The sequence below is a fragment of the Variovorax paradoxus B4 genome (genome assembly GCF_000463015.1).
Taxonomy (GTDB): Bacteria; Pseudomonadota; Gammaproteobacteria; order Burkholderiales; family Burkholderiaceae_C; genus Variovorax; species Variovorax paradoxus_E.
The window spans coordinates 2,517,872-2,543,802 of the sequence record NC_022247.1 but is presented as its reverse complement, the minus strand read 5'-3'; the positions used below and the strand labels follow the sequence as shown (position 1 = coordinate 2,543,802).

26 protein-coding genes are annotated in these 25,931 nt (G+C 67.2%); 3 read left to right on the top strand and 23 right to left on the bottom strand.

Annotated features, from left to right (window positions below; genetic code table 11):
* Window positions 1-23 precede the first annotated feature (23 nt).
* Both VAPA_RS11730 and VAPA_RS11725 read left to right on the top strand, forming a co-directional pair.
* Window positions 24-866, top strand: coding sequence for an AraC family transcriptional regulator (locus VAPA_RS11730; protein WP_021006989.1), 843 nt, complete (start codon window positions 24-26; stop codon window positions 864-866).
* 90 nt (window positions 867-956) lie between these two features.
* Window positions 957-1,418, top strand: a complete 462-nt coding sequence (locus VAPA_RS11725; protein WP_021006988.1) for a VOC family protein — start codon at window positions 957-959, stop codon at window positions 1,416-1,418.
* Between the two features lie 29 nt (window positions 1,419-1,447).
* On the opposite strand, the gene VAPA_RS11720 is transcribed toward VAPA_RS11725, so the two are convergent.
* From VAPA_RS11720 to VAPA_RS11620, 21 genes are all read right to left on the bottom strand, one after another.
* Complete coding sequence (locus VAPA_RS11720; protein ID WP_021006987.1) at window positions 1,448-2,002, bottom strand: hemerythrin domain-containing protein; 555 nt, start codon at window positions 2,000-2,002, stop codon at window positions 1,448-1,450.
* Between the two features lie 176 nt (window positions 2,003-2,178).
* Window positions 2,179-2,703 carry a phosphoribosyltransferase gene (locus VAPA_RS11715; RefSeq protein WP_021006986.1) on the bottom strand — a complete coding sequence of 175 codons (525 nt, stop codon included), beginning with the start codon at window positions 2,701-2,703 and terminating at the stop codon, window positions 2,179-2,181.
* Between the two features lie 18 nt (window positions 2,704-2,721).
* Window positions 2,722-4,053, bottom strand: a complete 1,332-nt coding sequence (locus VAPA_RS11710) for an adenylosuccinate synthase (RefSeq protein ID WP_021006985.1) — start codon at window positions 4,051-4,053, stop codon at window positions 2,722-2,724.
* A 23-nt stretch (window positions 4,054-4,076) separates the two neighbouring features.
* Window positions 4,077-5,237, bottom strand: coding sequence for an ATP phosphoribosyltransferase regulatory subunit (locus tag VAPA_RS11705; RefSeq protein WP_021006984.1), 1,161 nt, complete (start codon window positions 5,235-5,237; stop codon window positions 4,077-4,079).
* 43 nt (window positions 5,238-5,280) lie between these two features.
* Entirely contained in the window at window positions 5,281-5,469 is a 189-nt protein-coding gene (locus VAPA_RS11700; protein ID WP_021006983.1) for a DUF2065 domain-containing protein, read from the bottom strand.
* An 18-nt stretch (window positions 5,470-5,487) separates the two neighbouring features.
* A complete protein-coding gene (gene hflC, locus VAPA_RS11695; RefSeq protein WP_021006982.1) occupies window positions 5,488-6,393 on the bottom strand; it encodes a protease modulator HflC in 906 nt (301 codons plus the stop codon).
* Between the two features lie 16 nt (window positions 6,394-6,409).
* The gene (hflK, locus tag VAPA_RS11690) at window positions 6,410-7,768 is read right to left on the bottom strand and encodes an FtsH protease activity modulator HflK (RefSeq protein WP_041946093.1); all 1,359 of its coding nucleotides are present in this window, start codon (window positions 7,766-7,768) and stop codon (window positions 6,410-6,412) included.
* Window positions 7,769-7,842: 74 nt separating this feature from the next.
* Window positions 7,843-9,012, bottom strand: coding sequence for a GTPase HflX (hflX, locus tag VAPA_RS11685; RefSeq protein WP_021006980.1), 1,170 nt, complete (start codon window positions 9,010-9,012; stop codon window positions 7,843-7,845).
* Window positions 9,013-9,064: 52 nt separating this feature from the next.
* A complete protein-coding gene (gene hfq / locus VAPA_RS11680; RefSeq protein ID WP_012747311.1) occupies window positions 9,065-9,310 on the bottom strand; it encodes an RNA chaperone Hfq in 246 nt (81 codons plus the stop codon).
* Window positions 9,311-9,474: 164 nt separating this feature from the next.
* Window positions 9,475-10,818 (bottom strand): ribosome biogenesis GTPase Der, encoded by a 1,344-nt coding sequence (der, locus tag VAPA_RS11675; RefSeq protein ID WP_018902785.1) that lies wholly within the window; start codon window positions 10,816-10,818, stop codon window positions 9,475-9,477.
* Window positions 10,819-10,866: 48 nt separating this feature from the next.
* Complete coding sequence (gene bamB / locus VAPA_RS11670) at window positions 10,867-12,009, bottom strand: outer membrane protein assembly factor BamB (protein WP_021006979.1); 1,143 nt, start codon at window positions 12,007-12,009, stop codon at window positions 10,867-10,869.
* Between the two features lie 7 nt (window positions 12,010-12,016).
* Window positions 12,017-12,709, bottom strand: coding sequence for a YfgM family protein (locus tag VAPA_RS11665; protein WP_021006978.1), 693 nt, complete (start codon window positions 12,707-12,709; stop codon window positions 12,017-12,019).
* Window positions 12,710-12,714: 5 nt separating this feature from the next.
* Window positions 12,715-14,037, bottom strand: coding sequence for a histidine--tRNA ligase (hisS, locus tag VAPA_RS11660; protein ID WP_021006977.1), 1,323 nt, complete (start codon window positions 14,035-14,037; stop codon window positions 12,715-12,717).
* Between the two features lie 12 nt (window positions 14,038-14,049).
* The gene (ispG, locus tag VAPA_RS11655) at window positions 14,050-15,330 is read right to left on the bottom strand and encodes a flavodoxin-dependent (E)-4-hydroxy-3-methylbut-2-enyl-diphosphate synthase (protein WP_021006976.1); all 1,281 of its coding nucleotides are present in this window, start codon (window positions 15,328-15,330) and stop codon (window positions 14,050-14,052) included.
* On the bottom strand, window positions 15,327-16,277 hold the full coding sequence (locus VAPA_RS11650) for a helix-turn-helix domain-containing protein (protein ID WP_021006975.1): 951 nt from the start codon (window positions 16,275-16,277) through the stop codon (window positions 15,327-15,329). Before VAPA_RS11650 ends, ispG begins: the two co-directional genes overlap by 4 nt.
* Window positions 16,270-17,124, bottom strand: a complete 855-nt coding sequence (gene pilW / locus VAPA_RS11645) for a type IV pilus biogenesis/stability protein PilW (RefSeq protein WP_021006974.1) — start codon at window positions 17,122-17,124, stop codon at window positions 16,270-16,272. The genes VAPA_RS11650 and pilW overlap by 8 nt, the downstream gene beginning before the upstream one ends.
* Before the next feature lie 4 nt (window positions 17,125-17,128).
* On the bottom strand, window positions 17,129-18,277 hold the full coding sequence (gene rlmN / locus VAPA_RS11640; RefSeq protein ID WP_021006973.1) for a dual-specificity RNA methyltransferase RlmN: 1,149 nt from the start codon (window positions 18,275-18,277) through the stop codon (window positions 17,129-17,131).
* Window positions 18,278-18,298: 21 nt separating this feature from the next.
* Window positions 18,299-18,724, bottom strand: a complete 426-nt coding sequence (gene ndk, locus VAPA_RS11635) for a nucleoside-diphosphate kinase (RefSeq protein ID WP_021006972.1) — start codon at window positions 18,722-18,724, stop codon at window positions 18,299-18,301.
* A 151-nt stretch (window positions 18,725-18,875) separates the two neighbouring features.
* The gene (locus VAPA_RS11630) at window positions 18,876-20,696 is read right to left on the bottom strand and encodes a pseudouridine synthase (protein WP_021006971.1); all 1,821 of its coding nucleotides are present in this window, start codon (window positions 20,694-20,696) and stop codon (window positions 18,876-18,878) included.
* Window positions 20,693-21,511, bottom strand: coding sequence for an SMC-Scp complex subunit ScpB (gene scpB / locus VAPA_RS11625; protein WP_021006970.1), 819 nt, complete (start codon window positions 21,509-21,511; stop codon window positions 20,693-20,695). The genes VAPA_RS11630 and scpB overlap by 4 nt, the downstream gene beginning before the upstream one ends.
* 127 nt (window positions 21,512-21,638) lie before the next feature.
* Window positions 21,639-22,622 carry an RluA family pseudouridine synthase gene (locus tag VAPA_RS11620; RefSeq protein WP_041946092.1) on the bottom strand — a complete coding sequence of 328 codons (984 nt, stop codon included), beginning with the start codon at window positions 22,620-22,622 and terminating at the stop codon, window positions 21,639-21,641.
* 56 nt (window positions 22,623-22,678) lie between these two features.
* Between VAPA_RS11620 and VAPA_RS11615 the strand changes: the two genes are divergently transcribed.
* Window positions 22,679-23,485 (top strand): outer membrane protein assembly factor BamD, encoded by an 807-nt coding sequence (locus VAPA_RS11615; RefSeq protein ID WP_021006968.1) that lies wholly within the window; start codon window positions 22,679-22,681, stop codon window positions 23,483-23,485.
* Between the two features lie 78 nt (window positions 23,486-23,563).
* On the opposite strand, the gene VAPA_RS11610 is transcribed toward VAPA_RS11615, so the two are convergent.
* Together VAPA_RS11610 and VAPA_RS11605 are read right to left on the bottom strand one after the other, a co-directional pair.
* Window positions 23,564-25,630: an ATP-dependent DNA helicase gene (locus VAPA_RS11610; RefSeq protein WP_021006967.1), complete on the bottom strand. Its 2,067-nt coding sequence runs from the start codon at window positions 25,628-25,630 to the stop codon at window positions 23,564-23,566.
* A complete protein-coding gene (locus VAPA_RS11605) occupies window positions 25,627-25,830 on the bottom strand; it encodes a YdcH family protein (protein WP_041946091.1) in 204 nt (67 codons plus the stop codon). Before VAPA_RS11605 ends, VAPA_RS11610 begins: the two co-directional genes overlap by 4 nt.
* Window positions 25,831-25,931: the final 101 nt, after the last annotated feature.

The following is a 25,931-nucleotide window of genomic DNA, read 5'->3' as shown; positions in this document are numbered from 1 at the left end:
CTGTTTTCCTCGAGAGCCACGCCGTGCCGCAGCTGACGAGACTCCCCTCCCCTTGCCTGCGGCCCTACGTGCGGCTGATGTGGGCCTCGGCCCCCGCGGGCGCGGCCGCCGAGCGGCCGGGCGCGCGCGAGCATGTGCTGCCCACGGGCGGCATGCACCTGGTGTTCCGGCTCGCCGGACCGCCGCTGCGCCTGTTCCGCAACGATGCCGACACGCACGGCTACACGGTGGGCTACGCCATGGTGGGCGGGACCCGCTGCGCGTTTTTCGTGCGTGACGTGTCGGTCGAGACGCGCTCGGTCGGCGTGATGCTGCAACCGGGCGCGGCCAGGGCGCTGCTCGGCGCACCGGAAGACGCACTGGCCGGGTGCCACACGCCGCTCGAAGCGCTCTGGGGTGCGGACGCGGGCTTCGCACTCGAGCAGCTCCACGGCACCGGCTCCCTGGCGCGCCAGCTCGCGATCCTCGATGCCCTGCTGAGTGCGCGCCTGTCCGCCTGCGCGACGCATGGCCTGCACCCCGCGGTGGCGCACGCGCTGGCCGGCCTGTCCGGCGCCGGCGGCAGCCCGAAAGCCGGCGCGATCCGCGAACTGGTGAAGCAAAGCGGCTACAGCCACCGGCGCTTCATCGCGCTCTTTCGCGGCATGACCGGCATCGCACCCAAGCAGTACGCACGCATGCTGCGCTTCGACCGCGTGATCGGGCAGTTCGCACTGGATCCGACCCAGCCCTGGGTCGAGCTGGCGCTGGATGCCGGCTACAGCGACCAGGCGCACTTCAGCCGCGAATTCCTTGCGATCACCGGCATGTCGCCCGAGGCCTACCGGCGCGCGGCCCCGACGTCCTCGCGCCACGTGCGGGTCTGAGCGCCTGCCGGCAGGTCAATTTTGTTCAAGACGACGCCTGCCGCGGCAGCCAAAATCGCCGGCATCCCATCAACCCGAGCGGACACCGACATGGCCATCCACGAACTGTTTCCGTATCTCTGCGTCGACGATGCCGGCGCGGCCATCGACTTCTATTGCAAGGTCTTCGAAGTCAAGGAGATCTTCCGGCTCACCGAGCCAAGCGGCCGCATCGGCCATGCGGAGCTCGACTTCCACAACGGCGCAATCCTGATGATCTCGGACGAGTTCGCCGAATACGGCATCCCCAGCGCCAGGACCCTGGGCGGCACCGCAGTGACGCTGCACCTGCACGTGGACGATGCCGACGCCGTGGTGGCGCGTGCCGTGGCAGCCGGCGCCACGCTGGACATGGCGCCGCAGGACCAGTTCTACGGCGAGCGATCCGGCGTGTTCCGCGACCCGTTCGGCCACCGCTGGAACGTGGGCCACAGCATCGAGAAGCTGACGCCGGAGGAAATGCAGCGGCGCTACACCGCGATGTTCGATTCCGACGGTGCGGAACGACGCTGATCGCAGGCGGTTGCCCTCTTCCCAGGTCGTCAGGCCGCGGGCTTTGGGACTTGCCTGCGCACCGGTGGGCGCCGATGTTCACGCTCCCTCGCTTCTCCCACCTCTTTCGAAATGGACGAGACCACGGCGGCCCATTCCTCGGCCGTGAGCAGCAGTGCGGTTTGCGAATGCAGAAGCGTGTCTTCCTTGTCCAAATGCACGTACATGAACTGCCGGTGCTGTTGCAACAGCGCGTCGGCCTCCACGGCTGCGCTCGCATTGCCGGCCTCGGCACGCTCCAGGACGGTCTTTGCCTGTGAGAGGAGGCCGCTGCAGCATTCACTCTCCGAGTCAAGCTGGTCGAGAAGCCTGTCAGCTTCGCTCGACCTGCCACGCAGCATGTTCAGCATCACAACGCCTTTGGGGCGGTGCGTTGTTTCTTCGAAGGCCTGAAGACGTTCAATGACTTCGATGGCAGCCCTTGCCCGTTGCTGGACGCTCGCCTCGCCCCTTGCCTTCATCGCCGTTTCGAGGCGAGCCAGCAACTCCCGGGTGCGAACGTGCTCGGCGCGCAAGATGGCCCACGCGCATTCGGCCGCTAACATGCGTCACTCCTTCGGAGCCGCGAACGGTTCCAAGCTTGCCTGTGAACTCGAGCCTTTGACGCCAAGGTTCTACATCGTTGCGGCGGCTGCTGCAAGCCACGCCAACGCATATGCGCGCTGCGCCTACAGCCTGGCGGTCCGAATGCCGATGAGGCGCTGCCGCAAGCGCCGCCAGGTCAGACCGACCACTTCTCCAGCAGCTTCTCGGCACCGAGCGAGTCATAGCCCTCGAAGGGCTGGTGGATCCACGGATTCGTCGCCAGGTACTCGACCGAGTAGTCGGGCGTGAAGGTCGACAGCGCCTTGGTCCAGAGTACCGCACTGCGCAGCTCGGTGATCGGCTTGTAGTTGTTGCGCAGCATGTCCATCACCGCATGCAGCGTGTGGCCCGAGTCGGCCAGGTCGTCCACCAGCAGCACCTTGCCGGCGATCTCGCCCTTGGGCGTGGTGATGAAGCGGGCGATGTCCAGGTGGCCCTGCACCGTGCCGGCGTCGGCGCGGTACGAGCTGGTCGACATGATCGCCAGCGGCTTGTCGAAGATGCGCGAAAGCACGTCGCCGGGACGCATGCCGCCGCGCGCGAGGCACAGGATCGTGTCGAACTCCCAGCCCGACTGGTGCACCTTGATCGCGAGCTTCTCGATCAGGTTGTGGTACTCGTCGTAGCTGACGTAGAGATGCTTGCCGTCTTCGGTCAACATGGTCTGGTTCGTTCCTGTTCAGTCGGCAAGATAGGGGTGGCGCATCATGATCGTGTGGTCGCGATCAGGGCTCGTGGAAACCATGTGGATCGGCACGCCGGTGATCTGCTCGATGCGCTGCAGGTAGAGCCGTGCATTCACGGGCAGCTTGTCGTACTGCGTGACGCCGACGGTGCTCTCGCTCCAGCCTTCGAGGGTTTCGTAGATGGGCGTGCAGCGCTCGATTTCATCCGCGCCCATCGGCAGGATGTCCGTGGTCTCGCCGTCGAGCTCGTAGCCGGTGCACAGCTCGAGCTTTTCGAGTCCGTCGAGCACGTCGAGCTTGGTGATGCACAGGCCCGACAGGCCGTTGACCTGCGCCGAGCGCTTGAGCAGCGCGGCATCGAACCAGCCGCAACGGCGGCTGCGGCCCGTGGTGACGCCCTTTTCGGCGCCCACGGTGCTCATGTGGTAGCCCGGCGTGCCCGGCGTGGCCCAGTCGAGTTCCGTGGGGAACGGACCGCCGCCCACGCGCGTGCAGTAGGCCTTGGTGATGCCGAGGATGTAGTGCAGCATGCCCGGGCCCACGCCCGAACCCGCGGCGGCATTGCCGGCCACGCAGTTGCTCGATGTGACGTACGGATAGGTGCCGTGGTCGACGTCGAGCAGCGTGCCCTGCGCGCCTTCGAACAGCAGGTTGGCGCCGGCCTTGTGCGCGTCGTTCAACTCGCGCGACACGTCGGCCATCATCGGCTTGAGCAGCACCGCGTGGCGCATGGCCTCGTCGAACACCAGGTCGAAGTCGATGGCAGGAGCGCCGAGCACCTGCGTCAGCACGTGGTTGTGCAGGTCGAGCAGCACGCGCAGCTTGGTCGCAAAACGCTCCGGGTGCTTCAGGTCCTGCACGCGCAGCGCACGGCGCGCGATCTTGTCTTCGTAGGCCGGGCCGATACCGCGGCCGGTGGTGCCGATCTTCTCGACGCCGCCCTTTTCGCGGTAGGTCTCGCGCGCGATGTCGAGCGCCGCGTGGAAAGGCAGGATCAGCGGGCAGGCCTCGCTGATGCGCAGGCGCGAACGCACCTCGACGCCGGCCTTTTCGAGCCCTTCGATTTCCTCGAACAGCTTGGCAGCCGAAAGCACCACGCCGTTGCCGATGTAGCACTTGACGCCGGGCCGCATGATTCCGCTGGGAATGAGGTGCAACGCGGTCTTCACGCCGTTGATGACCAGCGTGTGGCCCGCGTTGTGGCCGCCCTGGAAGCGGACCACGCCCTGGGCACTTTCCGTCAGCCAGTCGACCAGCTTGCCTTTGCCTTCATCGCCCCATTGGGTGCCGACGACGACCACGTTTCTTCCGGTGGTTACGCTCATGCTCGTTCCATTGCTTCAAAAATTCAGATAGCTCGGACTTGCCACTGCCCTGCGTGCTCGACGAGCTCGCGGTCGCAATGGAATTCATCGATTTCGCTGCCGTGGCCCGGCAGCACGCAGACCACGATCTCGCCGGCCCTGCGCAGCCCGGCAATGGCATCTCGCAGGCCGGCCGCATCGCTCCAGGGCGCGCGGATGGCCGCGCGCAGCGGACGCGCCGGCAGCACGCCGACCAGCTCGCGCACGTCAAGGCTGAAGCCGACCGCCGGCCGGTTGCGGCCGAACACGGCGCCGACCTCGTCGTAGCGGCCGCCGCGCACCAGCGCGTCGGCCGCGCCCGGCACGTAGATGCCGAAGCGCATGCCGCTGTAGTAGGCGTAGCCGCGCAGGTCGGCCAGGTCGAAACTGATCTGCCGCGCCGAATCGGCGCCGAGGCTCTCGGCCAGCTGCTTCAGTCCGGCCAGCGCCGCGCGCACGGCCGGCGTGCCCTTGAGGGCCTTGGCGGCCTCGTCGAGCACCGACGCATCGCCATACAGCTGGACCAGCGCGCGCAGCCCGTCGCGCGACGACGCCGGGAAATTGCGCGTGAGCGCATGCAGTTCGCTCGCGTCCTTGGCAACCAGCGCCGCATGCACGCGCGCCAGCATGGCGGCGTCGACCGGCACGCCGGCAAACAGCGCCCGCACGATGCGCGCGTCGGCCAGGTCGACGATCACGCCGTCCTTCAGGCCCGACGCATGCAGGCAATCGAGCGCGAGCAGCAGCACTTCGGTATCGGCCTCGAGCCCCGCATGGCCATAGATTTCGGCCCCGAACTGCAGGGGCTCGCGCGTGGCGTGCGGCCGGTCGGGGCGGGTGTGCAGCACCGGTCCGCAGTAGCACAGCCGCGCCACGCCTTCGCGGTTCAACAGGTGGGCATCGATGCGCGCCACCTGGGGCGTGGTGTCGGCCCGGAGGCCCATGCTGCGGCCCGAGAGCTGATCGACCAGCTTGAAGGTTTGGAGGTCGAGCGCCTCGCCGGTGCCGGACAGCAGCGACTCGAGGTGCTCGAGCAGCGGCGGCATTACCAGCTCGTAGCCATAGCCACGGGCGGTATCGAGCAGCTGGCGTCGAAGTTCTTCGATGTGGCGCGCCTCGGAAGGCAGCACATCGGCAATGTGATCCGGGAGGACCCAGGCGGACATGGGGATCGGGGGCGTGGTTAAACCGGGATTCTACCGGGCCGCGCTACCCCAGCAGCCAAAGAAGGGCCAAACCCATCAAGATGCTGCAGAGTCCGAAGAAGCGCAGCTGGCCGTCGCGCAGCTGCATGAGCTGCCCGAAACCGCGCCGCCACCCGCCCGGCGAGACAAAAGGCAGGATGCCTTCGATCACCAGGACCAGCGCCAGCGCGCTCCAGAAGATTTCGGCGCTCACGGGCGGCCCGGCGCCGGATCAGCGGCGTGGAGGAGCGTTGCCTGCGGGCGTGCCGGCGCTCTGCATGGCGCGGAAGAAGTCCGACGACGGGTCGAGCACCATCACGTCGCTCTTCTTGTTGAAGCTCTGCTTGTAGGCGTCGAGGCTGCGGTAGAACTGCGCGAACTGCGGGTCGCGGCCGAAGGCCTCGCTGTAGGCGGCGGCGGCCTGGGCATCGCCCTCGCCCTTGATCTTCTGGGCATCGCGGTAGGCGTTCGCCACGGTCACCTCGCGCTGGCGGTCGGCGTCGGCGCGGATCTTTTCGCCCTCGGCATAGCCGGTCGAACGCAATTCATTGGCCACGCGCTTGCGCTCTGCCTCCATCCGGCGGTAGACCGATTCGGTGATGGCTTCCACATAGTCGACACGCGTGATGCGCACGTCGATGACGTCAACGCCCCAGGGCTTGGCACCCTTCACCACGGCCAGCACCTCGCGCTGGACGTCGGCCATCAGCGCCTCGCGGCGCACCGAGATCAGGTCGCGCACGGTGCGCTTGTTGATGTTTTCCTGGAAGGCATTGCGCACCACGCGGTTGAGCTGCGTGGCACCCGCGTTTTCGTCGAGGCCCACGTTGCGGATGTAGGCCTGCGGATCGATGATGCGCCAGCGCACGTACCAGTCGATCACCACGCGCTGCTTCTCGGCCGTGAGCATGGGCTCGGTGTCGAGGCTGGAGAGCGTGAGCAGCCGCTTGTCGATGTACGACACGTTCTGGAACGGCGGCGGCAGCTTGAAGTTCAGGCCAGGCTCGGTGATGACCTGCTTGATCTGGCCGAGGGCATACACCACGCCGAACTGGCGCTGGTCGACGACGAAGAGCGTCGAGCTCAGCAGCACCAGCAGCACGAGGATCGACGAAGCGATGAATCCGATTCTGTTCATGTTCTTACTGGCCTTTTCAACGCACGTCGCGATCACGCGAACGGCCATCGCGGGCGCGGCTCTCGCTCGATGGCGGCGCCACCGGAATCACCGACGACTGGGCTGGCGCGGTACCCGCCACGCTGGGGCTGGCCGCATCGACCGGCGTTGCGGCCGGGTTGTTGCCGCTCTGCTGCATGAGCTTGTCCAGCGGCAAGTACAGCAGGTTGGAGCCTTGCTTGGTATCGACCAGCACCTTGGTGGTGCTGGCGTAGATCTGCTGCATGGCGTCGGTATACATGCGGTCGCGCGTCACCTGCGGCGCCTTCTGGTACTCGGCCAGCACCGCACCAAAGCGACCGGCGTCACCCTGCGCCTGCGCAACGATGCGCGCCTTGTAGGCTTCGGACTCTTCCTTGAGGCGCGATGCGGTACCCGTTGCGCGCGGCACCACGTCGTTGGCATAGGCCTGGGCCTCGTTCTTGGCGCGCTCGCGCTCCTGGCCGGCCTTGAGCACGTCGTCGAAGGCGGCCTGCACCTGCTCGGGCGGACGCACGCCACCCTGCTGCAGGTTGATGTTGACGACTTCGACGCCGACCTTGTAGCGGTCGAGGATGGTCTGCATCAGCGTGCGCACGCGAGGTGCGATCTGGTCGCGCTCCTCGGCAAGGGCCGCATCCATCTTCATCTTGCCGACCACCTCGCGCACGGCGGTTTCCGCCACCTGCACCACGGTTTCGGAGGGCGACTTGCTTTCGTACAGATAGGCGCGCGCATCGCTCAGGCGGTATTGCACGGCGAACTTGATCTCGACGATGTTCTCGTCTTCGGTCAGCATGGCCGATTCGCGCAGGCCGGTCGAACGCACGATGGCATCGCGGCCGACGTCGGTCGAGCGGATCTGCGTGACCACGACCACTTCGTGGCGCTGGATGGGATACGGCAGTCGCCAGTTGAAGCCCGCGCCCACGGTCGACTTGTAGCGGCCGAACTGGGTCACCACGGCCTGCTGGCCTTCATTCACGATGAAGAAGCCGGTACCGAGCCAGATGAGAACGGCAACCGCCGCCACCAGTCCGAGCCCGAAGCCTGCATTCTTCATGTCCGGCCGATAGCCATTGCCGCCACCGCCGTTGCCGGTGGGGCGATTGCCGCCGCCCTTGCCGCCGAAGAAGCCCCCCAGCTTGCGATTGAGGTCGCGCCAGAGTTCGTCAAGGTCGGGCGGCCCCTGGTTCGGGCCTTGGCCGCGGGGGCGGTTGCCGTTGTTGTTGCCCGAGGGCGGTGGCGTCGGCGCGCCCGGCGGGTCTGCGTCGGGAGGCCGGTTGCCGGTCGGGCGGTCGCCGTTGGAGGCCGGCTCGTCGCCACGGCCCCATCGGCCATCGTTCAGGTTGAACATGCCCAGAAACCCTCTCCACGCTGGCTTTGCATTCATTCGCTTCGTTCTCTTGTCAGTGGCGGGATTGTGCCCAATCAATTGGCGGTATCGTGCAATTCAGTGTCGGCCTCTGGGGTCATCGTATCGCCCAGGGAACCCGACCGGCGGGCCAGCTCGGCCCGTAAAAGTGGCAGGCCCTCGCCGCTGCGCGCGCTGAGGAAGATGCGCGGAACCTGTACGCCGTCGATTTCCATGTCGTCCTGCAGATGCAGCGGATGTTGTGCGGTTTCAAGGGCGTCGAGCTTGTTGAACACCAGAAGCTGGGGAACGGTGTCGGCACCGATGTCGCGAAGAACGGACTGCACTTCGGCCATCTGCTCCGGGTAATGCGGATTGGAGGCATCCACCACGTGCAGCAGCAGGTCGGCATCGACGGCCTCCTGCAGCGTGGCCTTGAAAGCATCGACCAGGCCGTGCGGCAGCTCGCGAATGAAGCCGACGGTGTCGGAAATCGAGACCTGCCTGCGGGCGTCGCCCAGGTAGAGGTTGCGCGTGGTGGTGTCGAGGGTGGCAAAGAGCTGGTCGGCCGCATAGGCGCGGGCCTTGACCAGCGCGTTGAACAGCGACGACTTGCCGGCATTGGTATAGCCCACGAGCGAGATGTTGAAGGTCTCGCGGCGCTCGCGCTGGCGGCGCTGCGTGCCGCGCTGCTTCTGCACTTTGGCCAGGCGCTCGCGCGTGCGCTTGATCGATTCGCTGATCATCCGGCGGTCGAGCTCGATCTGCTTTTCACCGGGACCGCCGCGCACGCCCGCACCGCCCGTCTGGCGCTCGAGGTGGGACCAGCGGCGAACCAGGCGCGTGCTCAGATACTGCAGGCGGGCCAGCTCGACCTGCAGCTTGCCCTCATGGGAGCGTGCGCGCTGGGCAAAGATTTCGAGGATGAGGAAGGTGCGGTCGTACACCGCGATGTCGAGCTGGCGCTCGAGGTTGCGCTGCTGCGCCGGGCTCAGCGACTGGTCGAAGATGACCTCGCTGGCTTGGTGCAGTGCGGCCAGTTCCTTGATTTCTTCGGCCTTGCCGCTTCCGACGAAAAGTGCCGCGTCGGGCGCCTTGCGCTTGCATACGAGGCGCGCGACAGGCTCCAGGCCCGCGGTCTGCGCAAGCAGGCCGAGTTCCTCGAGTTCGCTGTCGAAATGGGGCAGCCCGAAATCGACGCCGACGAGAACGGCGGCGCCTTCCTGGCGGGGGTTCAGTTCAGACAAGCGGGATCAATATGGAAAAAGCGCGGCGGGGTTGCCGCCGCGCTCCGCGCGATCAGGCTGCGGCGTCGTCGTTCTCGGCAGCCGAGAAGTTGACGGCACGACCCGGCACGATGGTGGAGATGGCGTGCTTGTAGACCATTTGCGTCACCGTGTTGCGAAGCAACACGACGTACTGGTCGAAAGACTCGATCTGGCCCTGCAGCTTGATACCGTTCACCAGATAAATGGAGACCGGCACATGCTCGCGACGCAGGGTGTTCAGAAACGGGTCTTGTAGAAGTTGCCCTTTATTGCTCACGATATTCTCCGTGTTCAAGAGTAGTTGTTGGAGAGATGACCTTAACACAGGGTTTCTGCGCTGCAGCAATCGGGGTCAAAAGCCTTTGAAAAATAACGTCTCTCAAAAGGCGGAACTTTCGACCCGGCCATGGCTCATCGGCCGCCATCGGCGGCCAAGCGCACTCAATCGTCCTTGTCCGCAAAGGGATTTTGCGAGCTTTTGAACTGGATGCGCAAGGGCGTGCCCACAAGATCGAACTCCTTGCGGAAGCGCCCTTCGAGAAAGCGCTTGTAGGCCTCGGTGACGTGCTCCAGCGAATTGCCGTGGATGATGATCACCGGAGGATTCATGCCGCCCTGGTGCGCATAGCGCAGCTTGGGCCGGAACATGCCCGCGCGCTTGGGCGACTGGAATTGCACGGCTTCCAGCAGCAGCCGGGTCAGCACGGGCGTCGACATCTTCCGCGTGGCCGACTTGTGGGCCTGCGCAATGGCCTGCCACACCGGGCCCAGGCCCTGGCGCTTGATGGCCGAGATGAAATGCAGCGAGGCGAACTTGAGGAACGGCAGCCGGGTCTCGATCTGGCGCTGGATCTGCTCGCGCTGATAGCTGTCGACCGCGTCCCACTTGTTGATGGCAATCACCACCGCGCGGCCGCTTTCGAGGATGTAGCCGGCAATGTGCGCGTCCTGGTCGGTCACGCCCTGCGTGGCATCGAGCAGGAGCAGCACGACGTTGGCCGACTCGATGGCCTGCAGCGTCTTGACCACCGAGAACTTCTCGATCGCCTCGAACACCTTGCCCTTGCGGCGCAGGCCGGCCGTGTCGATCAGTTCGAAGCGCTGGCCGTTGCGCTCGAACGGCACCGAGATGGCGTCGCGCGTGGTGCCCGGCAAGTCGAAAGCCACCAGGCGCTCTTCGCCGAGCCAGGTGTTGATCAGCGTGGACTTGCCGACGTTCGGCCGTCCGGCCACCGCCAGCTTGATGGGCTTGTTGACGTCATCCTCGTCCGCCTCGTCGTCCGGATCGGGCAGGTTCAGCGGTGCGAGCGCCAGTTCGACCAGATCGCGCATGCCCTGCCCGTGCGCCGCGGACACGCCGTGCACGTCGCCGAAGCCGAGTTCGTAGAAATCGACCAGCTTGGTGCCGTCGTGCATGCCTTCGGCCTTGTTGGCCGCCAGCACGCAGGGCTTGCCGAGACGGCGCAGCTCGTTGGCAATGTCGTGGTCCTGCGCCGAAAGGCCTTCGCGGGCATCGACCACGAAGATCACCACGTCGGCTTCGGCCACGGCCTGCCGCGTCTGCTTGGCCATTTCCTTGTAGATGCCGCTGCCCGCATCGGGCTCGAAGCCGCCGGTGTCGATCACGATGAACTCGTGCTTGCCCAGGCGGCCATTGCCATAGTGGCGGTCGCGCGTGAGCCCGGCAAAGTCGGCGACGATGGCGTCGCGCGTCTGCGTCAGGCGGTTGAAAAGGGTCGACTTGCCAACGTTGGGCCGCCCGACCAGGGCCACGACCGGCTTCATGGCCGGCCTTTCACGGGCGCGGTTTTCATGGTCGGGCCTTGCAGAGAGTTATTCAGGGCGATATCCAAAAACACCGCCGTTGGCGGTCACCACGACCACCGTGTTGCCGGCCATCACCGGGGTGACGCCAATGGCGGAGCCATCGGGCGTGACGCGATTGAGAAGCGCACCGTCCTCGCGTGAAACGAAGTGCAGCGTTCCCGTGCTTTCGCCGATGACCAGCGAACGGCCCACCGCGAGCGGCCCGGTCAGGACGCGGTTCTTGAAACGGGTCGATTGCCAGGCGCGCTCGCCGTCGGAGCGGCGCCAGGCCGTGACGCTGCCATCGGCCTCGGTGCCGTAGACGAAACCCTCATCGCCACTGACGCCCTCGGCGCCCACGGCAGGCTTGCTCCAGAGCAGCTGGCCGCGCAGCGTGTCGACGCAGCCAACGTTGGCGTAATAGGCGCGGGCACACACGGTGTCGCCGACACGGCTCACGCTGCCGGTCAGGTCGACCAGGCGCTCCACGTCGTTGGTGCCGCGCGGGGCTGCAATAGGCGCCTCCCAGCGCGAGGTGCCATTGGCCGGATTGATGCCGACCAGCCGGCCGCCGATGCCCGAAATCAGCGTGTCGCCCACGGCGATCAGGACGCCCGACTTCTTGAGCACGAGGTTCTCGGCCGTGCGTTGCTGCAGCCAGAGGCGACGGCCGCTCTGGCCGTCCCAGGCGCTGATGCTGCGGTCGGCGGTCTGCACGAACACGCGGCGGCCGGCCACCAGTGGCGCAGTGAAGGCCTGGGCCGAGAGCCGCTGCTTCCACAGGACCTTGCCGCCTTCCATGGCCACGAGTTCGTTGTCGGTGGTCACGACCGCGGCCAGCGAACCGTCGCTGCCGACGCCGGCAGCGAGCTTGGCGCCCGCGTTCGCGCGCCAGGTTTCGCGGCCGGCACGCGCATCGATCGCCACCACGGTGCCGTCGGCGCCGGCCACGGTGACGATGTCGCCGCTGACGTCGGTGGCCAGCGGGAAGCTCACGGCCGGGATGCGCACGCTCCAGGCCTGGCGCACGCCGAACAACGCGGGGTTGGTGGGCAGTTCGGCCGGCTTGGGCTTGCCGGGACCCGAGCAGGCGGCCAGCATTGCGACCAAGACAATAGCCGAACCTGCACGCAGGGCGGACGACTCAGGCATGAAACGCTTGAAATTCATAGTGCGATCAGGAATTTTTGGGGGCTGCTGGCGTGACCGTGATCACAGGTGCCAGGCTCTTCGGATCGACGCCGGCGGCGTTGAGCTTGAATTCGACCAGTCGCCGGTAATCGGACGTCGCGCCAAGGCCGGTCCAGGCCTTGCGGTATTCGGCCTGCGCTTCGGCGCGTTTGCCCTGGGCCATGTAGATGTCGCCCTTGCGGTCGGCCACGAGCGGTTCGAATTCCTTGGGCACGTCGCCCGAAAGCTGCTTGAGCGCTTCGTCGTACGACTTGCTGTCGAGCAGTTCGGCTGCCAGCCGAAGCTTGGCGACCGCCTTGTAGCCCGGATCGACGGCGCTTTGCGCAACCCAGCCGAGCGCCGCCCGCGAAGCCTCGAGGTTGCCCTTCTCGTACAGCGCCTTGGCGGCCAGCAGGCCGGCCTGCTGTGCATAGGCGGTGCCGGCGAAGCGTTCCTTCATGTCGCCCAGCACGCGCTGGATGCGCTCCACGTCGCCGGACTGCGTGCTGCGCTCGACCTCGTCGTAGAGGGCCGCGGCCTGCGCCGCCTTGTTGCGCTGGAAATATTGCCAGCCGTTCCAGGCCACGAAGGCCCCGGCCACGAGCAACACCACCCAGGTGATCAGGGTGCCGTAGGTGTTCCAGAAATGCTTGAGCTGGTCGAGCTGTTCCTGTTCGTCGAGATCGAGATGGGTTGCCATGCGTGTCAGATGTTGGAAGCCGGCGATTGTAGGGTGGCGGCCCAGGTGGCCACCTCGGCGAGCGGCCGCGCCACCTGTTCGCCACCGCCCTCGCGCAGCGATTTGACGGTGACTTCGCCACGCGACAGCTCGTCCTCGCCAAAGATCAGCGCATAGCGCGCTCCGCTCGCGTCGGCCTTCTTGAACTGCGCCTTCATGCTGCCGCCGCCCGCATGCTGCAGCACGCTCACGCCGGCGGCGCGCAACTGCTCGAGCACGACCATGACCTGCGGCAGCGCGGCGGCCGACGGCACGACGGCGTAGGCCGCGGGCGCCGCGGCGGGGACCGGCAGGCGGAGTTCCTGGACCAGCAGCAACAGCCGCTCGATGCCCAGGCCGAAGCCTACGGCCGGTGCAGGCTTGCCGCCCATCTGGCCGATGAGGCCGTCATAGCGCCCTCCTCCACAGACGGTGCCCTGAGAGCCGAGCTGGTCGGTGACCCATTCGAAGACGGTCAGGTTGTAATAGTCCATCCCGCGCACCAGGCGCGGGTTGATGCGGTAGGCCAGCCCTGCGGCATCGAGCACATCGCACACCGCATCGAAGTGTGCACGCGACTCCTCGCCGAGGAAGTCCATCAGTTGGGGCGCGGCCTCCACCACGGCCTGCATGGCGGGATTCTTGGTATCGAGGATACGCAGCGGATTGCTGTGCAGGCGCCGCTGCGCATCGGCATCGAGCACGTCGGCATGCGCCTCGAAATGGCGGATCAGCGCTTCGCGGTGCGCCTGGCGCTCGGCCGGCTGGCCCAGGCTGTTGATCTCCAGGCGCACGTGCTCGCCCTCGACCAGCCCGAGCTCGCGCCACAGCGCCCGCACCATGAGGATCAGCTCGGCGTCCACGTCCGGACCATGAAAGCCCAACGCCTCGACGTCGAGCTGGTGGAACTGGCGGTACCGGCCCTTCTGGGGACGCTCGTGGCGGAACATCGGCCCCATCGTCCACAGGCGCAGCGGGCCGTTGTAGAGCGCGTTGTGCTCGACCATGGCGCGCACGATGCCGGCGGTGGCCTCGGGGCGAAGCGTGAGCTTGTCGCCGTTCATCGCGTCGGTGAAGGAGTACATCTCCTTCTCGACGATATCGGTCACCTCGCCCAGTCCGCGCACGAACAGCGCCGTGGGTTCGACCACCGGCGTCAGCATGTACTGGTAGCCGTAGCGGACCAGGAGCCCGCGCACCGTCTGCTCGAACCACGACCAGAGGGCCGAATCGGGCAGGCGGTCGATGCGCGGCACGCTCGCCGGCAATATGTCGTTCATGCCTTTGACGGCATTGATCTTGTCAGCCATGGGAGGAAGTGGTCAGGCGACGTCGGCAGCCTGGTGCTGGCCGAAGCGCTTTTGAATGTAGGTTTCGACGAGCTGGTGAAACTCGTTGGCGATATTGTCGCCGCGCAGCGTGAGTGCCTTTTCGCCGTCGATGAAGACCGGGGCGGCGGGCGCCTCGCCGGTGCCGGGCAGGCTGATGCCGATGTCGGCGTGCTTGCTCTCGCCGGGGCCGTTGACGATGCAGCCCATCACGGCCACCTTCAGCGTCTCGACACCCGGATACTTCTTGCGCCAGACCGGCATCTGCATGCGCAGGTAGTCGTCGATCTGCTTGGCCAGTTCCTGGAAGGTGGTGCTGGTCGTGCGGCCGCAGCCCGGGCAGGCGGTGACGCTCGGCACGAACACGCGCAGGCCCAGCGCCTGCAGGATCTCGTTGGCGATCAGCACTTCCTGCGTGCGCGACTCGCCCGGCTGGGGCGTGAGCGACACGCGAATGGTGTCGCCGATGCCCTCTTGCAGCAGGATGGAAAGCGCCGTGGCCGATGCCACCGTGCCCTTGGTACCCATGCCGGCTTCGGTGAGCCCCAGGTGCAGCGGATAGTCGCAGCGCTTGGCGAGCTCGCGGTAGACCGAGATCAGGTCCTGCACGCCGCTCACCTTGCACGACAGGATGACCTGGTTGCCGGCCATGCCCATCGATTCGGCCAGCCTGGCGGATTCGATGGCCGAGGTGATCAGCGCCTCGTACATCACCTGCTTGGCATCCCAGGGCTCGGCGCGCTGGCTGTTGATGTCCATCAGGCTGGCAAGCAGTTCCTGGTCGAGGCTGCCCCAGTTGACGCCGATGCGAACGGGCTTGTTCCAGCGCATGGCCGCATCGATCATCTGGCCGAACTGGCGGTCGCGCTTGTCGCCCTTGCCGACGTTGCCGGGATTGATGCGGTACTTGCTCAGCGCCTCGGCGCAGGCCGGATAGTCGGTGAGCAGGCGGTGGCCGTTGTAGTGGAAGTCGCCGATCAGCGGCACGTCGATGCCCATGCGGTCAAGCTGCTCGCGGATGTACGGCACCTGGGCAGCCGCCTCCGGCGTGTTGACGGTGATGCGCACCATCTCCGAACCGGCAATGGCGAGTTCCTTCACCTGGATGGCCGTGCCGACGGCATCGACGGTGTCGGTGTTGGTCATGGACTGCACCCGCACGGGCGCATCGCCGCCCACCGTCACGGTGCGCGGTCCCCAGACCACCTGGGCCTGGCGCGAACGGCGCGCCTTGGGGGCCGCCGAGTCAATGGGTTGGGGAGTGCAGTCGGTCACGATGCCACCTCGAAACGGGCCACGCCGCCGCCGCGCGTGACAGGCTTCAGATCGTAGGGCTTTCCGTGCACCTGCACATCGACCGCCGATGCGCGCCCCACCACCACCGACAACGGCAGCGCGCCCGACAACGCCACCGTTTCGCCGGCCTTCAGGCTACGGCGCAGCAATTGCTTGCCGCCGGCTTCGGCGACCGTGATCCAGCATTCCTCGCGCGCGACGAAAACCAGCTGCTGGCTGTTGGCAGGTGCCGCAGCGGCTGCAGAGGTCGAAGCAACCGCCGCAGCGGTAGCGTTGCCCACCGGCAAGGCTGCGGAGGGAGTGCCCGAGGTCACGGGTGCCGCAGGTGCCACGGGCGACACCGGCGCGCTCTCGACGACGACGGACGACCCGCCCGAAGCCGGCGCAGCCGCCGGCGCCTCGGCCACCGAACCGCTGTCGCTGCGCGACGTCCAGCGCGACACGGAGGCCCCGACCTGATCGAACACCGACTGGGGCAGCCAGAACAGCACGGCCGCGCCGACCAGAAGCAGCCCCACGACCGTCAACACTGCGCGCGACGGAAGGCCGCTGGAGCGCCCGCCGTTCCAGCGCGGCGTTCCGGAAACGATATTGCTCTTGAGCGTGCGATCGGCCAGTGCCAGCGCCGCGCGCTGCGCGCCCGGCAGCTTCGCGAGCACCGGCGCGGGATCGATGCGCAGGGCGCGGCAGACGCTGCTGGCCAGGGCCCGGGCAAAGACCGGATCGGGCAGCGAGGCGATGTCGTCCGCCTCGAGCGCAATGAGCTTCTGCGGCGGCACCTTGAGGGCCGCGGCCACCATTTCGATGTGCAACCCGTGCGCCTCGCGCGCTTCGCGCAGCATGTCGCCGGCCGTCTTGTGCGTGATGTCGCCTTCCTCGAGCGGCAGTACCGCGGAAGTGCCGAACTCCGAAACCCGTTCAGTCATTGAAATTCCCGCGCTCGTACGCTATTGCCTCCCGGGACTGCGGAAAGCGCCGCTGCAGCTGCCCTCCCAACTGCGCCACTGCTTCGCGGTTGTTGAGCCGTCGTTCGATCTTGATGCCGAGCCAGAGCGTCTCGGCGCTGGCCGAAGGGCTGTTGTTGACGCGGCGGATGTAGAACTGCGCACGCGACCACTCTTCGCGCTGCACCAGCAGCGAAGCCAGGTTGAATCCGACCACCGGATTTCCGGCGTCGATCTCGTAGGCCTTCATGAGGCTGCGCTCCGCCTCGGCACGCTGGCCCGCCCTGAGCTGGCAGACGCCCTGGGTCATGAGCGTCTTGGCACGGTCGGTGTAGCTCGGCACCGCCAGTGCCTCGGTGAACTGCTGGGCCGCATCGCCATAGCGGTTCTGCTGGCACAGCAGCCAGCCGTAGTTGTGCCGCACGTTGGGATCGCGCGGATTGATGGCAATGGCGCGGCGGAAGCTGTCTTCTGCCATCCCGGCATCCTCGAGCCGCATGTAGACCAGGCCGCGCAGGTTGTAGGCGTCCGCGTAGTTGGGGTCGGCAACCAGCGCCTGCTTGATCTCGTCGAGCGCGACGGTGGTCTGGCCGTGCTCGAAGTAGCCGGCGGCGAGCTCCATGCGCAGGCGCGCGCGGCGTTGCCGGCTGCTTTCGTCGGATTCGGTCACCATCTCGGCGCCCTTGCCCGAGCTGGTGTCGGCCAGGCTGGTGGTGGTGGTTCGGGTGTTGACGCAGCCCGCGAGCAGAAACGCCACGGCGACGCCGGCAAAGCCTGCAGCCATCAGCCGCTGCGCGCTCGCGGTCGTCATCGGAAAGGCCATCCTCATTAGGTCAATGCTCCTGGGGGGCGGTCTTGCGAACCGGATGCAAAACAACGGTGCGCTCCGAGCCACGGCGCTGGGCCATGCGTTCCGCCGCGCGGGTGCGGTCCTTGACGTCGCCGGCCAGCTGTCCGCAGGCCGCATCGATGTCGTCACCGCGCGTCTTGCGCACGGTGGTCACGAGACCGGCCTCGCTCAGCGTCTTGGCAAAGGCCAGCACCCGCGGCTGCGGCGAGCGCAGAAGGCCCGAAGCCGGAAACGGATTGAACGGAATCAGGTTGAACTTGCACGAGATGTTGTGGCTGCGCACGAGTTCCACCAGTTGACGCGCATGCTCGGGCTGGTCGTTGACGCCGTCGAGCATGCAGTATTCGAACGTGATGAAGTCGCGCGGCGCGTGCGCCAGGTAGCGCTTGCAGGCCTCGAGCAGTTCGGCAATCGGATACTTGCGATTGAGCGGCACGAGATCGTCGCGCAGCGCATCGTTGGGCGCATGAAGCGACACGGCCATGGCCACCGGGCAGTCGGCGCCCAGGCGATCGATCATCGGCACGACGCCGGAGGTCGACACGGTCACCCGGCGGCGCGACAGGCCGTAGGCGTTGTCGTCGAGCATGGTGCGCAGCGCGGGCACCAGCGCCGTGTAGTTCTGCAGCGGCTCGCCCATGCCCATCATCACCACGTTGGAGATGACGCGATCGTCGCGTTTCAGGTGCTTGCGCAGGAAGTGCTCGGCAAACCACAGCTGGGCGACGATTTCGCCCGTGCTCAGGTTGCGGCTGAAGCCCTGGTGCCCCGTGGAGCAGAAGCGGCAACCCACCGCACAGCCGGCTTGAGACGACACGCACAGCGTGCCGCGGTCGTCTTCGGGAATGAATACGGCTTCGACGGCATTGCCGTCGCCGACGTCGAACAGCCACTTGATCGTGCCGTCCTTGGATTCGTGCTGCGTGATGACCGGCAGGGCCTCGACGCGAGCGGTGGTGGCGAGCTTTTCGCGCAGCGACTTGGCCAGATCGGTCATCTGGGCAAAGTCGCTGGCGCCACGCTGGTGGATCCAGCGGAACAGCTGCGTGGCGCGGAATCGCTTCTCGCCGAGCTTTTCGCAGAACGCAGCCAGCCCCTCGAGATCGAATTCGAGCAGGTTGGCCGTGGTCATGAAATCAGCTGGCGTACGGCTTCAGCGCGCGTAGACGTTGAGGCCGGCGAAGAAGAACGCCACTTCGTTGGCGGCGGTTTCGGGAGCGTCCGAACCGTGCACGGCGTTGGCGTCGATGCTGTCGGCGAAGTCGGCGCGGATGGTGCCGGGGGCCGCCTTCTTGGGGTCCGTGGCACCCATCAGGTCGCGGTTCTTGGCGATGGCGTTCTCGCCTTCGAGCACTTGCACGAACACGGGGCCGGAGATCATGAAATCGACCAGGTCCTTGAAGAACGGACGTTCCTTGTGGACCGCGTAGAACTGCTCGGCTTCGTTGCGCGACAGATGCACCAGCTTGGCGGCAACGATCTTGAGGCCGGCAGCTTCGAAGCGGGAAACGATCTTGCCGATGACGTTCTTGGCGACGGCGTCGGGCTTGATGATGGAAAGGGTACGTTCGATAGCCATTGAAGTGCTTCCTGAGCTTTGATTTTGAAGTGATTTGTCACAACTGCAACGAATATGTTGCATCGTAAGTCGACAAAGCCTCTGATTTTAACCGGCGCAGCCTCCGGGTTTGGTGAAAACCCCGAGAAAGGCTGCGCTGGAGAACTGGCTTTCAGCGCCCGCGGCGCCGATTTCCGCCGGGGCCGCCCTGCCCGCCAAAGCCGCCACCCGCCGGACCGCCGCCGCGGCGCCCCGGCCCCTGGCGCTGCTCCTTGCGCTGACGGGAAAAGCTGTCGGCACCGATGTAGCCGAGCGAGGTCTTCATCGGATCGGGCTGGTTCGCGCCGCTCGGCGGCCGCTCCTCGCCCTGGCGGTTGCCCCGGTTGTTGTTATTGCCACGACGCCCTTGCGGCGGCAGGCCTGCATTGCCGCCGGCGCCCCGGTTGCCACGACCCCCGCGCTCGCCGCGCGGCGGACGGCCTTCGCCCAGCGGATTCGGAATGGGCGCCTCGCGGCCATCGTCGCGTGGATCGCGCAGGTCGCGCGGCTGCTGCTGTCCGCCGCCGGCGTTGCGATTGCCGCGCCGCTTCTTGTTGCGTCCGTTGCGCCCGCCGCCGGCGCCGCCTTCCTGGCCCGGCCCTCGTTGCTGCTGCTGCGGACGCGGCGCACCGCCGCCCGAGGCCTGGAACAGCGCGTTGATGTCGCGCTCGTCGAGTTCCATCCAGGCGCCGCGCTTCAGCCCGCGCGGCAGCACCATGGCGCCGTAGCGGATGCGGATCAGCCGGCTGACCGCATGGCCCACCGATTCGAACAGGCGCCGCACTTCGCGGTTGCGGCCCTCGGAGATGGTGACGCGGTACCAGTGGTTGGATCCCTCGCCGCCACCCTCCTCGATGGTGCCGAACTGGGCCATGCCATCGTCGAGGCGAACGCCTTCGAGCAGCTTCTTCTTTTCCTCGGCATTGAGCGCGCCCAGCACGCGCACGGCGTACTCGCGCTCCAGGCCGAAGCGCGGGTGCATCAGCTGGTTGGCCAGGTCGCCGGAGCTGCTGAACAGCAGCAGGCCTTCGGTGTTCAGGTCGAGCCGTCCGACCGATTGCCACTTGCCCTGCTGCAGGCGCGGCAGCTTGCGGAAGACCGTCGGGCGGTTCTGCGGATCGTCGTGCGTCACGACCTCGCCCACGGGCTTGTGGTAGGCGATGACACGCGGCGGAGGCGGCGCGATGCGGTAGCGGATCGGCTTGCCGTTGATCTTGACCTGGTCGCCGTACTGGATGCGCTGGCCGATGTGGGCCGGCTCGTTGTTGACCGAGATGCGGCCCTGGAGAATGAGCGCTTCCATTTCGAGCCGCGAGCCGAGGCCCGCCTGGGCCAGCACCTTGTGCAGCTTGGGCGAGTCGGCCTCCGGCAGCAGCACGCGCTTGAGCGGCGGGACTTCAGGGCTCTCTTCGTCGGCGTCGAACTGGCCCGAGATCACGTCCGCGAACCGGATCGGCTCGGGCGGCGGTGCGTTGCGCTGCTCGCGCTCGGCGGCACGGCGTGCGCGGTCGAGGTCGTCCTCTTCCTCGTCGGGCTCTTCTTCCTCTTCTTCGTCGTCGTAGGAGGGCGCACGGGCGTCCTCTTCGACTCGATCCTCCACGCGGCGCTCCGGGGGTTCGACGGGTGCGGCCGGCGCGGCGGCCTTGCCGGGCTCGTCAGCTATTGGCGCGGCCGCAGGCGCCGCATCGGCCACCTGAGCCTGAGCCACGGGGTCGGAAGTTCCATTTGCCGCAGGCGCTGCTGCGGGCTCGCCCTCCCCGGTCGCCGGTTCCACGGCTTTCTTCCTGCGTGGGGCGCGCGGCTTCTTGGGAGCCTCACCCTCGCCGGCGGCTGCAGCGGGCGCGCCCGCTTCGGCGTCCGCAGACTGGCCGGACACTGCCGCTTTCGCCTTTTTTTTCTTGGATTCGGGCTGGGCCGGCACGATGGCCGCGTCGTCGATGTCGGAGGGGCTCATGAGGTTTTTCCGGGAGGAACAGCGTGGGGATCGGTCTCGTCAGTCGACGGGGCTTCGGTTTCGAACTCGACGGGACGCTCGGCTTCCGTGGAGGCCGGGATGTCCGCGGGCTCTTCGGGAGAGACCGCATCCTCGGCGAATTGCGCAGCGGCGGCCTCGACGGCAGCCAGGGCGGGAGCTGCGTCTGCTTCGGAGTCCGACATGGCCGAAGCATCGGCGTCGGACTCGTTCGGAATGTCCATGGGCAGGCCGGGCTGGTTGCCCGAGGCCTGATCGAGCGCGTCGACCAGCGCCGCCTGCTGGGCCGGCGTTTCGATCAGCGGCAGCTGGTCGAGCGAAGCCAGCCCGAGGTCGTCGAGGAACTGCCGCGTGGTGGCGTACAGCGCCGGCCGGCCGACGGTTTCGCGGTGGCCGATCACTTCGACCCAGCCGCGGTCCTCGAGCTGCTTGAGGATGAGGGAGTTGATGGTGACGCCGCGGATGTCTTCCATGTCGCCGCGCGTGACCGGCTGGCGGTAGGCAATGATGGCCAGCGTTTCGAGGGCAGCGCGGGTGTAGCGCGGCGGCTTCTCGGGATGCAGGCGATCGAGGTGGTCGCGCATCTCGGGCCGGCTCTGGAAGCGCCAGCCGCTGCCGACGCTCACCAGCTCCAGGCCGCGTTGCGCCCAGTCTTCCTGCAGTTCGAGCAACAGCACCTTGATGGTGTCCACGCCCAGCTCGTCGTCGAACAGCACGCGCATGTCGCGCACCGGCAGCGGCTGGCTCGAACAGATCAAGGCGGTTTCGAGAATGCGCTTGGCATCCGCCGTATTCATGGTTTGCGTTATCCGGGAAAAGGCGTCTCGGGGACGCTTGTTCAGAAGGATGGAAGAAGGCGCTGCCGGCACGCGGCGAGTGCAACGCAAGGCCGGCATCGGGGTGGCCGGCGCGGCCCTCGGGCCGTCAGGCGCGATTGTAATCCAGCCCCAGGGTCTGGAACGCCTGAACCAGATCGGCCGGCGGAAGGGAGCGCAGTTCCAGCGCCGCTTGCGTGACGGGATGCACGAATGCGAGCCTGAAGGCGTGCAGCGCCTGCCGCCCCAGACCCGCGGCCGGAGCCCCGCCATAGAGCGCATCGCCGATCAGCGGATGCCCGATGGACGCCATGTGCACGCGGATCTGGTGGGTTCGGCCCGTTTCGAGCGTGCACCGCACGGCGCAGGCCTCGGCATTGCTGTCCAGGCGCTCGATGAGCGTGCGCGCCGTCTTGCCCGCATGGCGCTCGAGATCGACCACGGCCATGCGCAAACGGTTGCGCGGATCGCGGCCGATGGGCGCGTCGACCTGCCGGGCTGCCGCGCCCGTCCAGGGCTTGTGCCCGAGCGCGAGGTACTGCCGCTTCACCTCGCGCGCCGCGATCAGCGCCACCATGGCATCCATGGCGGCCCGCGTTCGCGCCACGACCATGAGCCCGCTGGTGTCGCGGTCGAGCCGGTGCACGATGCCCGCGCGCGGCAGCAGCGCGGCCTTGGGGTCGAGCGCCAGCAGGCCGTTCAGCAGCGTGCCGCTCCAATGGCCGGGCGCCGGATGCACCACCAGGCCGGCCGGCTTGTCGATGATGCGCAGGTGCTCGTCCTCGTGCACCGTGACGATGTCCATCGCCTCGGGCCGGAAGGCCTGGCTCTGGGGCGTCGGCCGCAGCTCGATGCGCCCGGCCTGGCCGGCACGCACGGTGGCCGAAGCCTTCAGGAGCGTGCGCCCCTGCAGGTCCACGGCGCCGGCTTCGATCAGCTGTTGCAGATAGTTGCGAGAAAATTCCGGCACCAGGGCGGCCAGCGCGCGGTCCAGCCGCTGGCCATGCTCGGCCTGGCCCACCGTGAAGGGCCGCAGTTCGCTGGATTCGACCGGGTCGGCGCCCTCGTCGGCCTCGGCGGAGTCGGGGACCATGTCCAGGGGGTCGGTCGATATAATTGAGGGCAACTGTTTCACGAAAGCCGTATGTGATGTTTCGCGCCAAATTATCGGTCCCCTCCTGGATCGCGCTCAGCGCGGCAGCGCTGCTTGCAGCCGGCTGCTCCTCCACCTCCGTCGACAAGACCGCCAGCTGGAGCCCCAACCGCATCTACGCCGAAGCCAAGGACGAAGCGGGTTCCGGCGCCTACGACAAGGCCGTGCCGCTGTACGAGAAGCTCGAAGGCCGCGCCGCCGGCACGCCGCTCGCGCAGCAGGCCCAGCTCGAGAAGGCCTACGCCCAGTACAAGTCCGGCGAAAAGGCCAGCGCCATCGCCACGATCGACCGCTTCCTGAAGCTGCATCCGGCCAGCCCGGCGATCGACTACGCGCTCTACCTCAAGGGCGTGATCAACTTCAACGACGACCTCGGCATGTTCGCGTTCCTGACGCGCCAGGACCTGTCCGAGCGCGACCAGAAGGCCGCCAAGGAATCGTTCGAGTCCTTCAAGGAACTGGCAACGCGCTTCCCCGAGTCGCGCTACACGCCCGATGCGCGCCAGCGCATGAACTACATCGTGAACTCGCTCGCGCAGTACGAGGTGCACGTGGCGCGCTACTACTACTCGCGCGGCGCCTACCTTGCGGCGATCAACCGGGCGCAGCTTGCGCTGTCCGACTATCGCGAGGTGCCTGCGCTCGAAGAGGCCCTGTACATCATCGTCCGCTCCTACGATGCGCTCGGCATGAAGGACCTGCGCGACGACGCCCAGCGCGTGCTGACCACCAACTACCCGCAAAGCGAGTATCTGGCGCGCGGCTTCAAGGGCAAGGACGACCCGTGGTGGAAGGTCTGGTAATCCGCTGAAACAACAAAAAGCCCTTCGGGGCTTTTTCTTCGTCTGCGGAGCCTGCTGCGGCAAGGCCCCCGCGGCCTTTCAGGCCGAGAGCGAATTCCTGAGCTCGCCGATCGCCGCCTCGAAGTCCGCTTCGCTCTCCAGCCGCCGCATCGGCGGCAGCGCGGCCAGCAGCCGCCGGCCATAGCCCATGGCGACCAGGCGGGTGTCGCAAATGGCAAGCACGCCGCAGTCCGTTTCGCGGCGAATCAGCCGCCCAGCCCCCTGCTTCAGCGCCACGGCCGCCTCGGGCAGCGAATAGTCGCTGAATGAACTGCGCCCCTGGGCTTCGAGGCGCTGCGAGCGCGCCTCGACCAGCGGGTCGTTGGGCGGAGGAAACGGCAACTTGTCGATCACCACCAGCTGCAATGCGTCCCCGGGTGCATCGAAGCCCTCCCAGAACGATGCGGATGCCACCAGCACGCAGCCGGCGCGCCCGGCGTCCGCACCTTCGCGGAAACGGTCCATGAGCACGCGCTTGGGCAGTTCGCCCTGCACCAGCACCTCGGGCCGCACATCCGCCTCGAGCCGCTCGAACTGCTGCCTCATCTCGTCGCCGATCGCGCGCAACGCGCGCAGCGTGGTCGTCAGCACCAGGGTCCGGCCGCCGAGTTCGGCAGCGCCTCGCGCGGCCAGTTGCGCAACCCGCAGGCTGTGGGCGGCGTCGTTGGGCTTCGGAAAGGCACGCGGCACATAGAGCCCGGCCTGCGCGGCATAGTCGAACGGGCTCTGCACCCGGAGCACCTGCGCATCGCCCAGGCCGCACGGCTCGGTGAACCAGCGCAGCGTGGGTTCGTCGCCCAGCGTGGCAGAGGTGAAGACCCAGGCGCGTCCGTTGTCTTCGGGTGCCATGCGGTCTTCACGGCCCTCTTCCCCATCGCCGTCTTCATGGGCAGTGCCGCTGCCGATCTTGAGCACGCGCGTGCGCATGGCCTCGGCAATGTCGAGCGGCGATTCGACCAGGCGCAGCTGCGTGCCCACGTCGACCCAGCGCACCGAGTCGGTTTCGCAGGGCAGCGCGAAGCGTGCCGCGCGCTTGGCGAGCTGCTGCGCCCGTTCGTACAGGCGCACGAAATCGGGCGATATCTCGCTGACGGTGTCCAGCCCTTCGGCGGCCATCTCGAAGGCCTGCTGCAGGGCTTCGAGGGCGTCCTGCCAGACCTGTGCATCGATGCCTTCCGGCGACGGCCCCACCCAGCGCAGCTTGGTACCGGGCCACTGCTTGCCGACCGCAAGGCGCAACTCGCGCGCGGCGCGTTCGACGCCCGCCACCAGCTGCTGCCAGTCGACCAGACCGCGCGCATGCTGCAAGCCGGCACCGAGCAGATCCCGCGCGAAGTCGAGTGCCTGCCCGCTGCCGAGCTGCGCGCCCAGGAACTGCACGCCGGTTTCGTTGAGCTGGTGGGCTTCGTCGAACACGACCACGCTCACGGTCGGCAGCAATTCCGCCATGCCGGTCTCGCGCACCGCGAGATCGGCGAAGAACAGGTGATGGTTGATGACCACCACGTCGGCCGCCAGCGCCTCGCGCCGCGCCAGGTTGACGTGGCAGGGCTTGAACTGCGGGCACTGCGCGCCCAGGCAGTTCTCGCGCGTGGAGGTGATGAGGGGAATGAGCGGCGAGCGCTCGTCCAGCCCGGGCAGCTCGGCCAGGTCGCCGGTTCGCGTGGCCTTGGACCATTGCTCGATCTTGGCCAGCGTTCGCAGGCTGCCGCGCTCGGGCAGCGATGCATCGTGGCGCGCCAGGTCGAGCCGGTGCAGGCACAGATAGCTCGCACGCCCCTTGAGCAGCGCCGTTCGCACCGGCAGTTCGAGCGCCTCGACCAGACGCGGAAGGTCGCGGCCGAACAATTGGTCCTGCAAGGTCTTGGTGGCGGTCGACAGCAGCACGCGCTCGCCGCTCAGCAATGCCGGCACGAGGTAGGAAAAGGTCTTGCCCACGCCGGTGCCGGCCTCGACCACCAGCACGCCGCCCTCCTCGATGGTGCGGGCAACGGCCAGCGCCATCTCGGTCTGCCCCGAACGCTCGCGGAACTGCTCGGCGGCACGGGACAGGACGCCGCCCTGCGCGAAGGCGTCGCGCACCTTGTCCTCGAGTGTTTCGCTCACGCGGGTTCTTTCGGATCGAGCACGTTCTCGAGCCGCGCGATCTGGTCGCGCAGCGCAAGCCGGCGCTTCTTCAGGCGCCGCAGCAGCAGTTCGTCCTGCGGCGAAGCTTCAGCCAGACGGTCGATGGTGGCGTCGAGGTCGGCGTGTTCGATGCGCAGCTCGATCAATTGGCGGGAAAGGGAGTGAAGATTGGAGTCCAACGTTGGCGCTGCGAACGTATTCCGCCCGCAGCTCGTGTTCACTCGATAATACGTCCTGGTACGAATCCACGAGAAGACAGAAGGCGCGCCATTGGCGCATT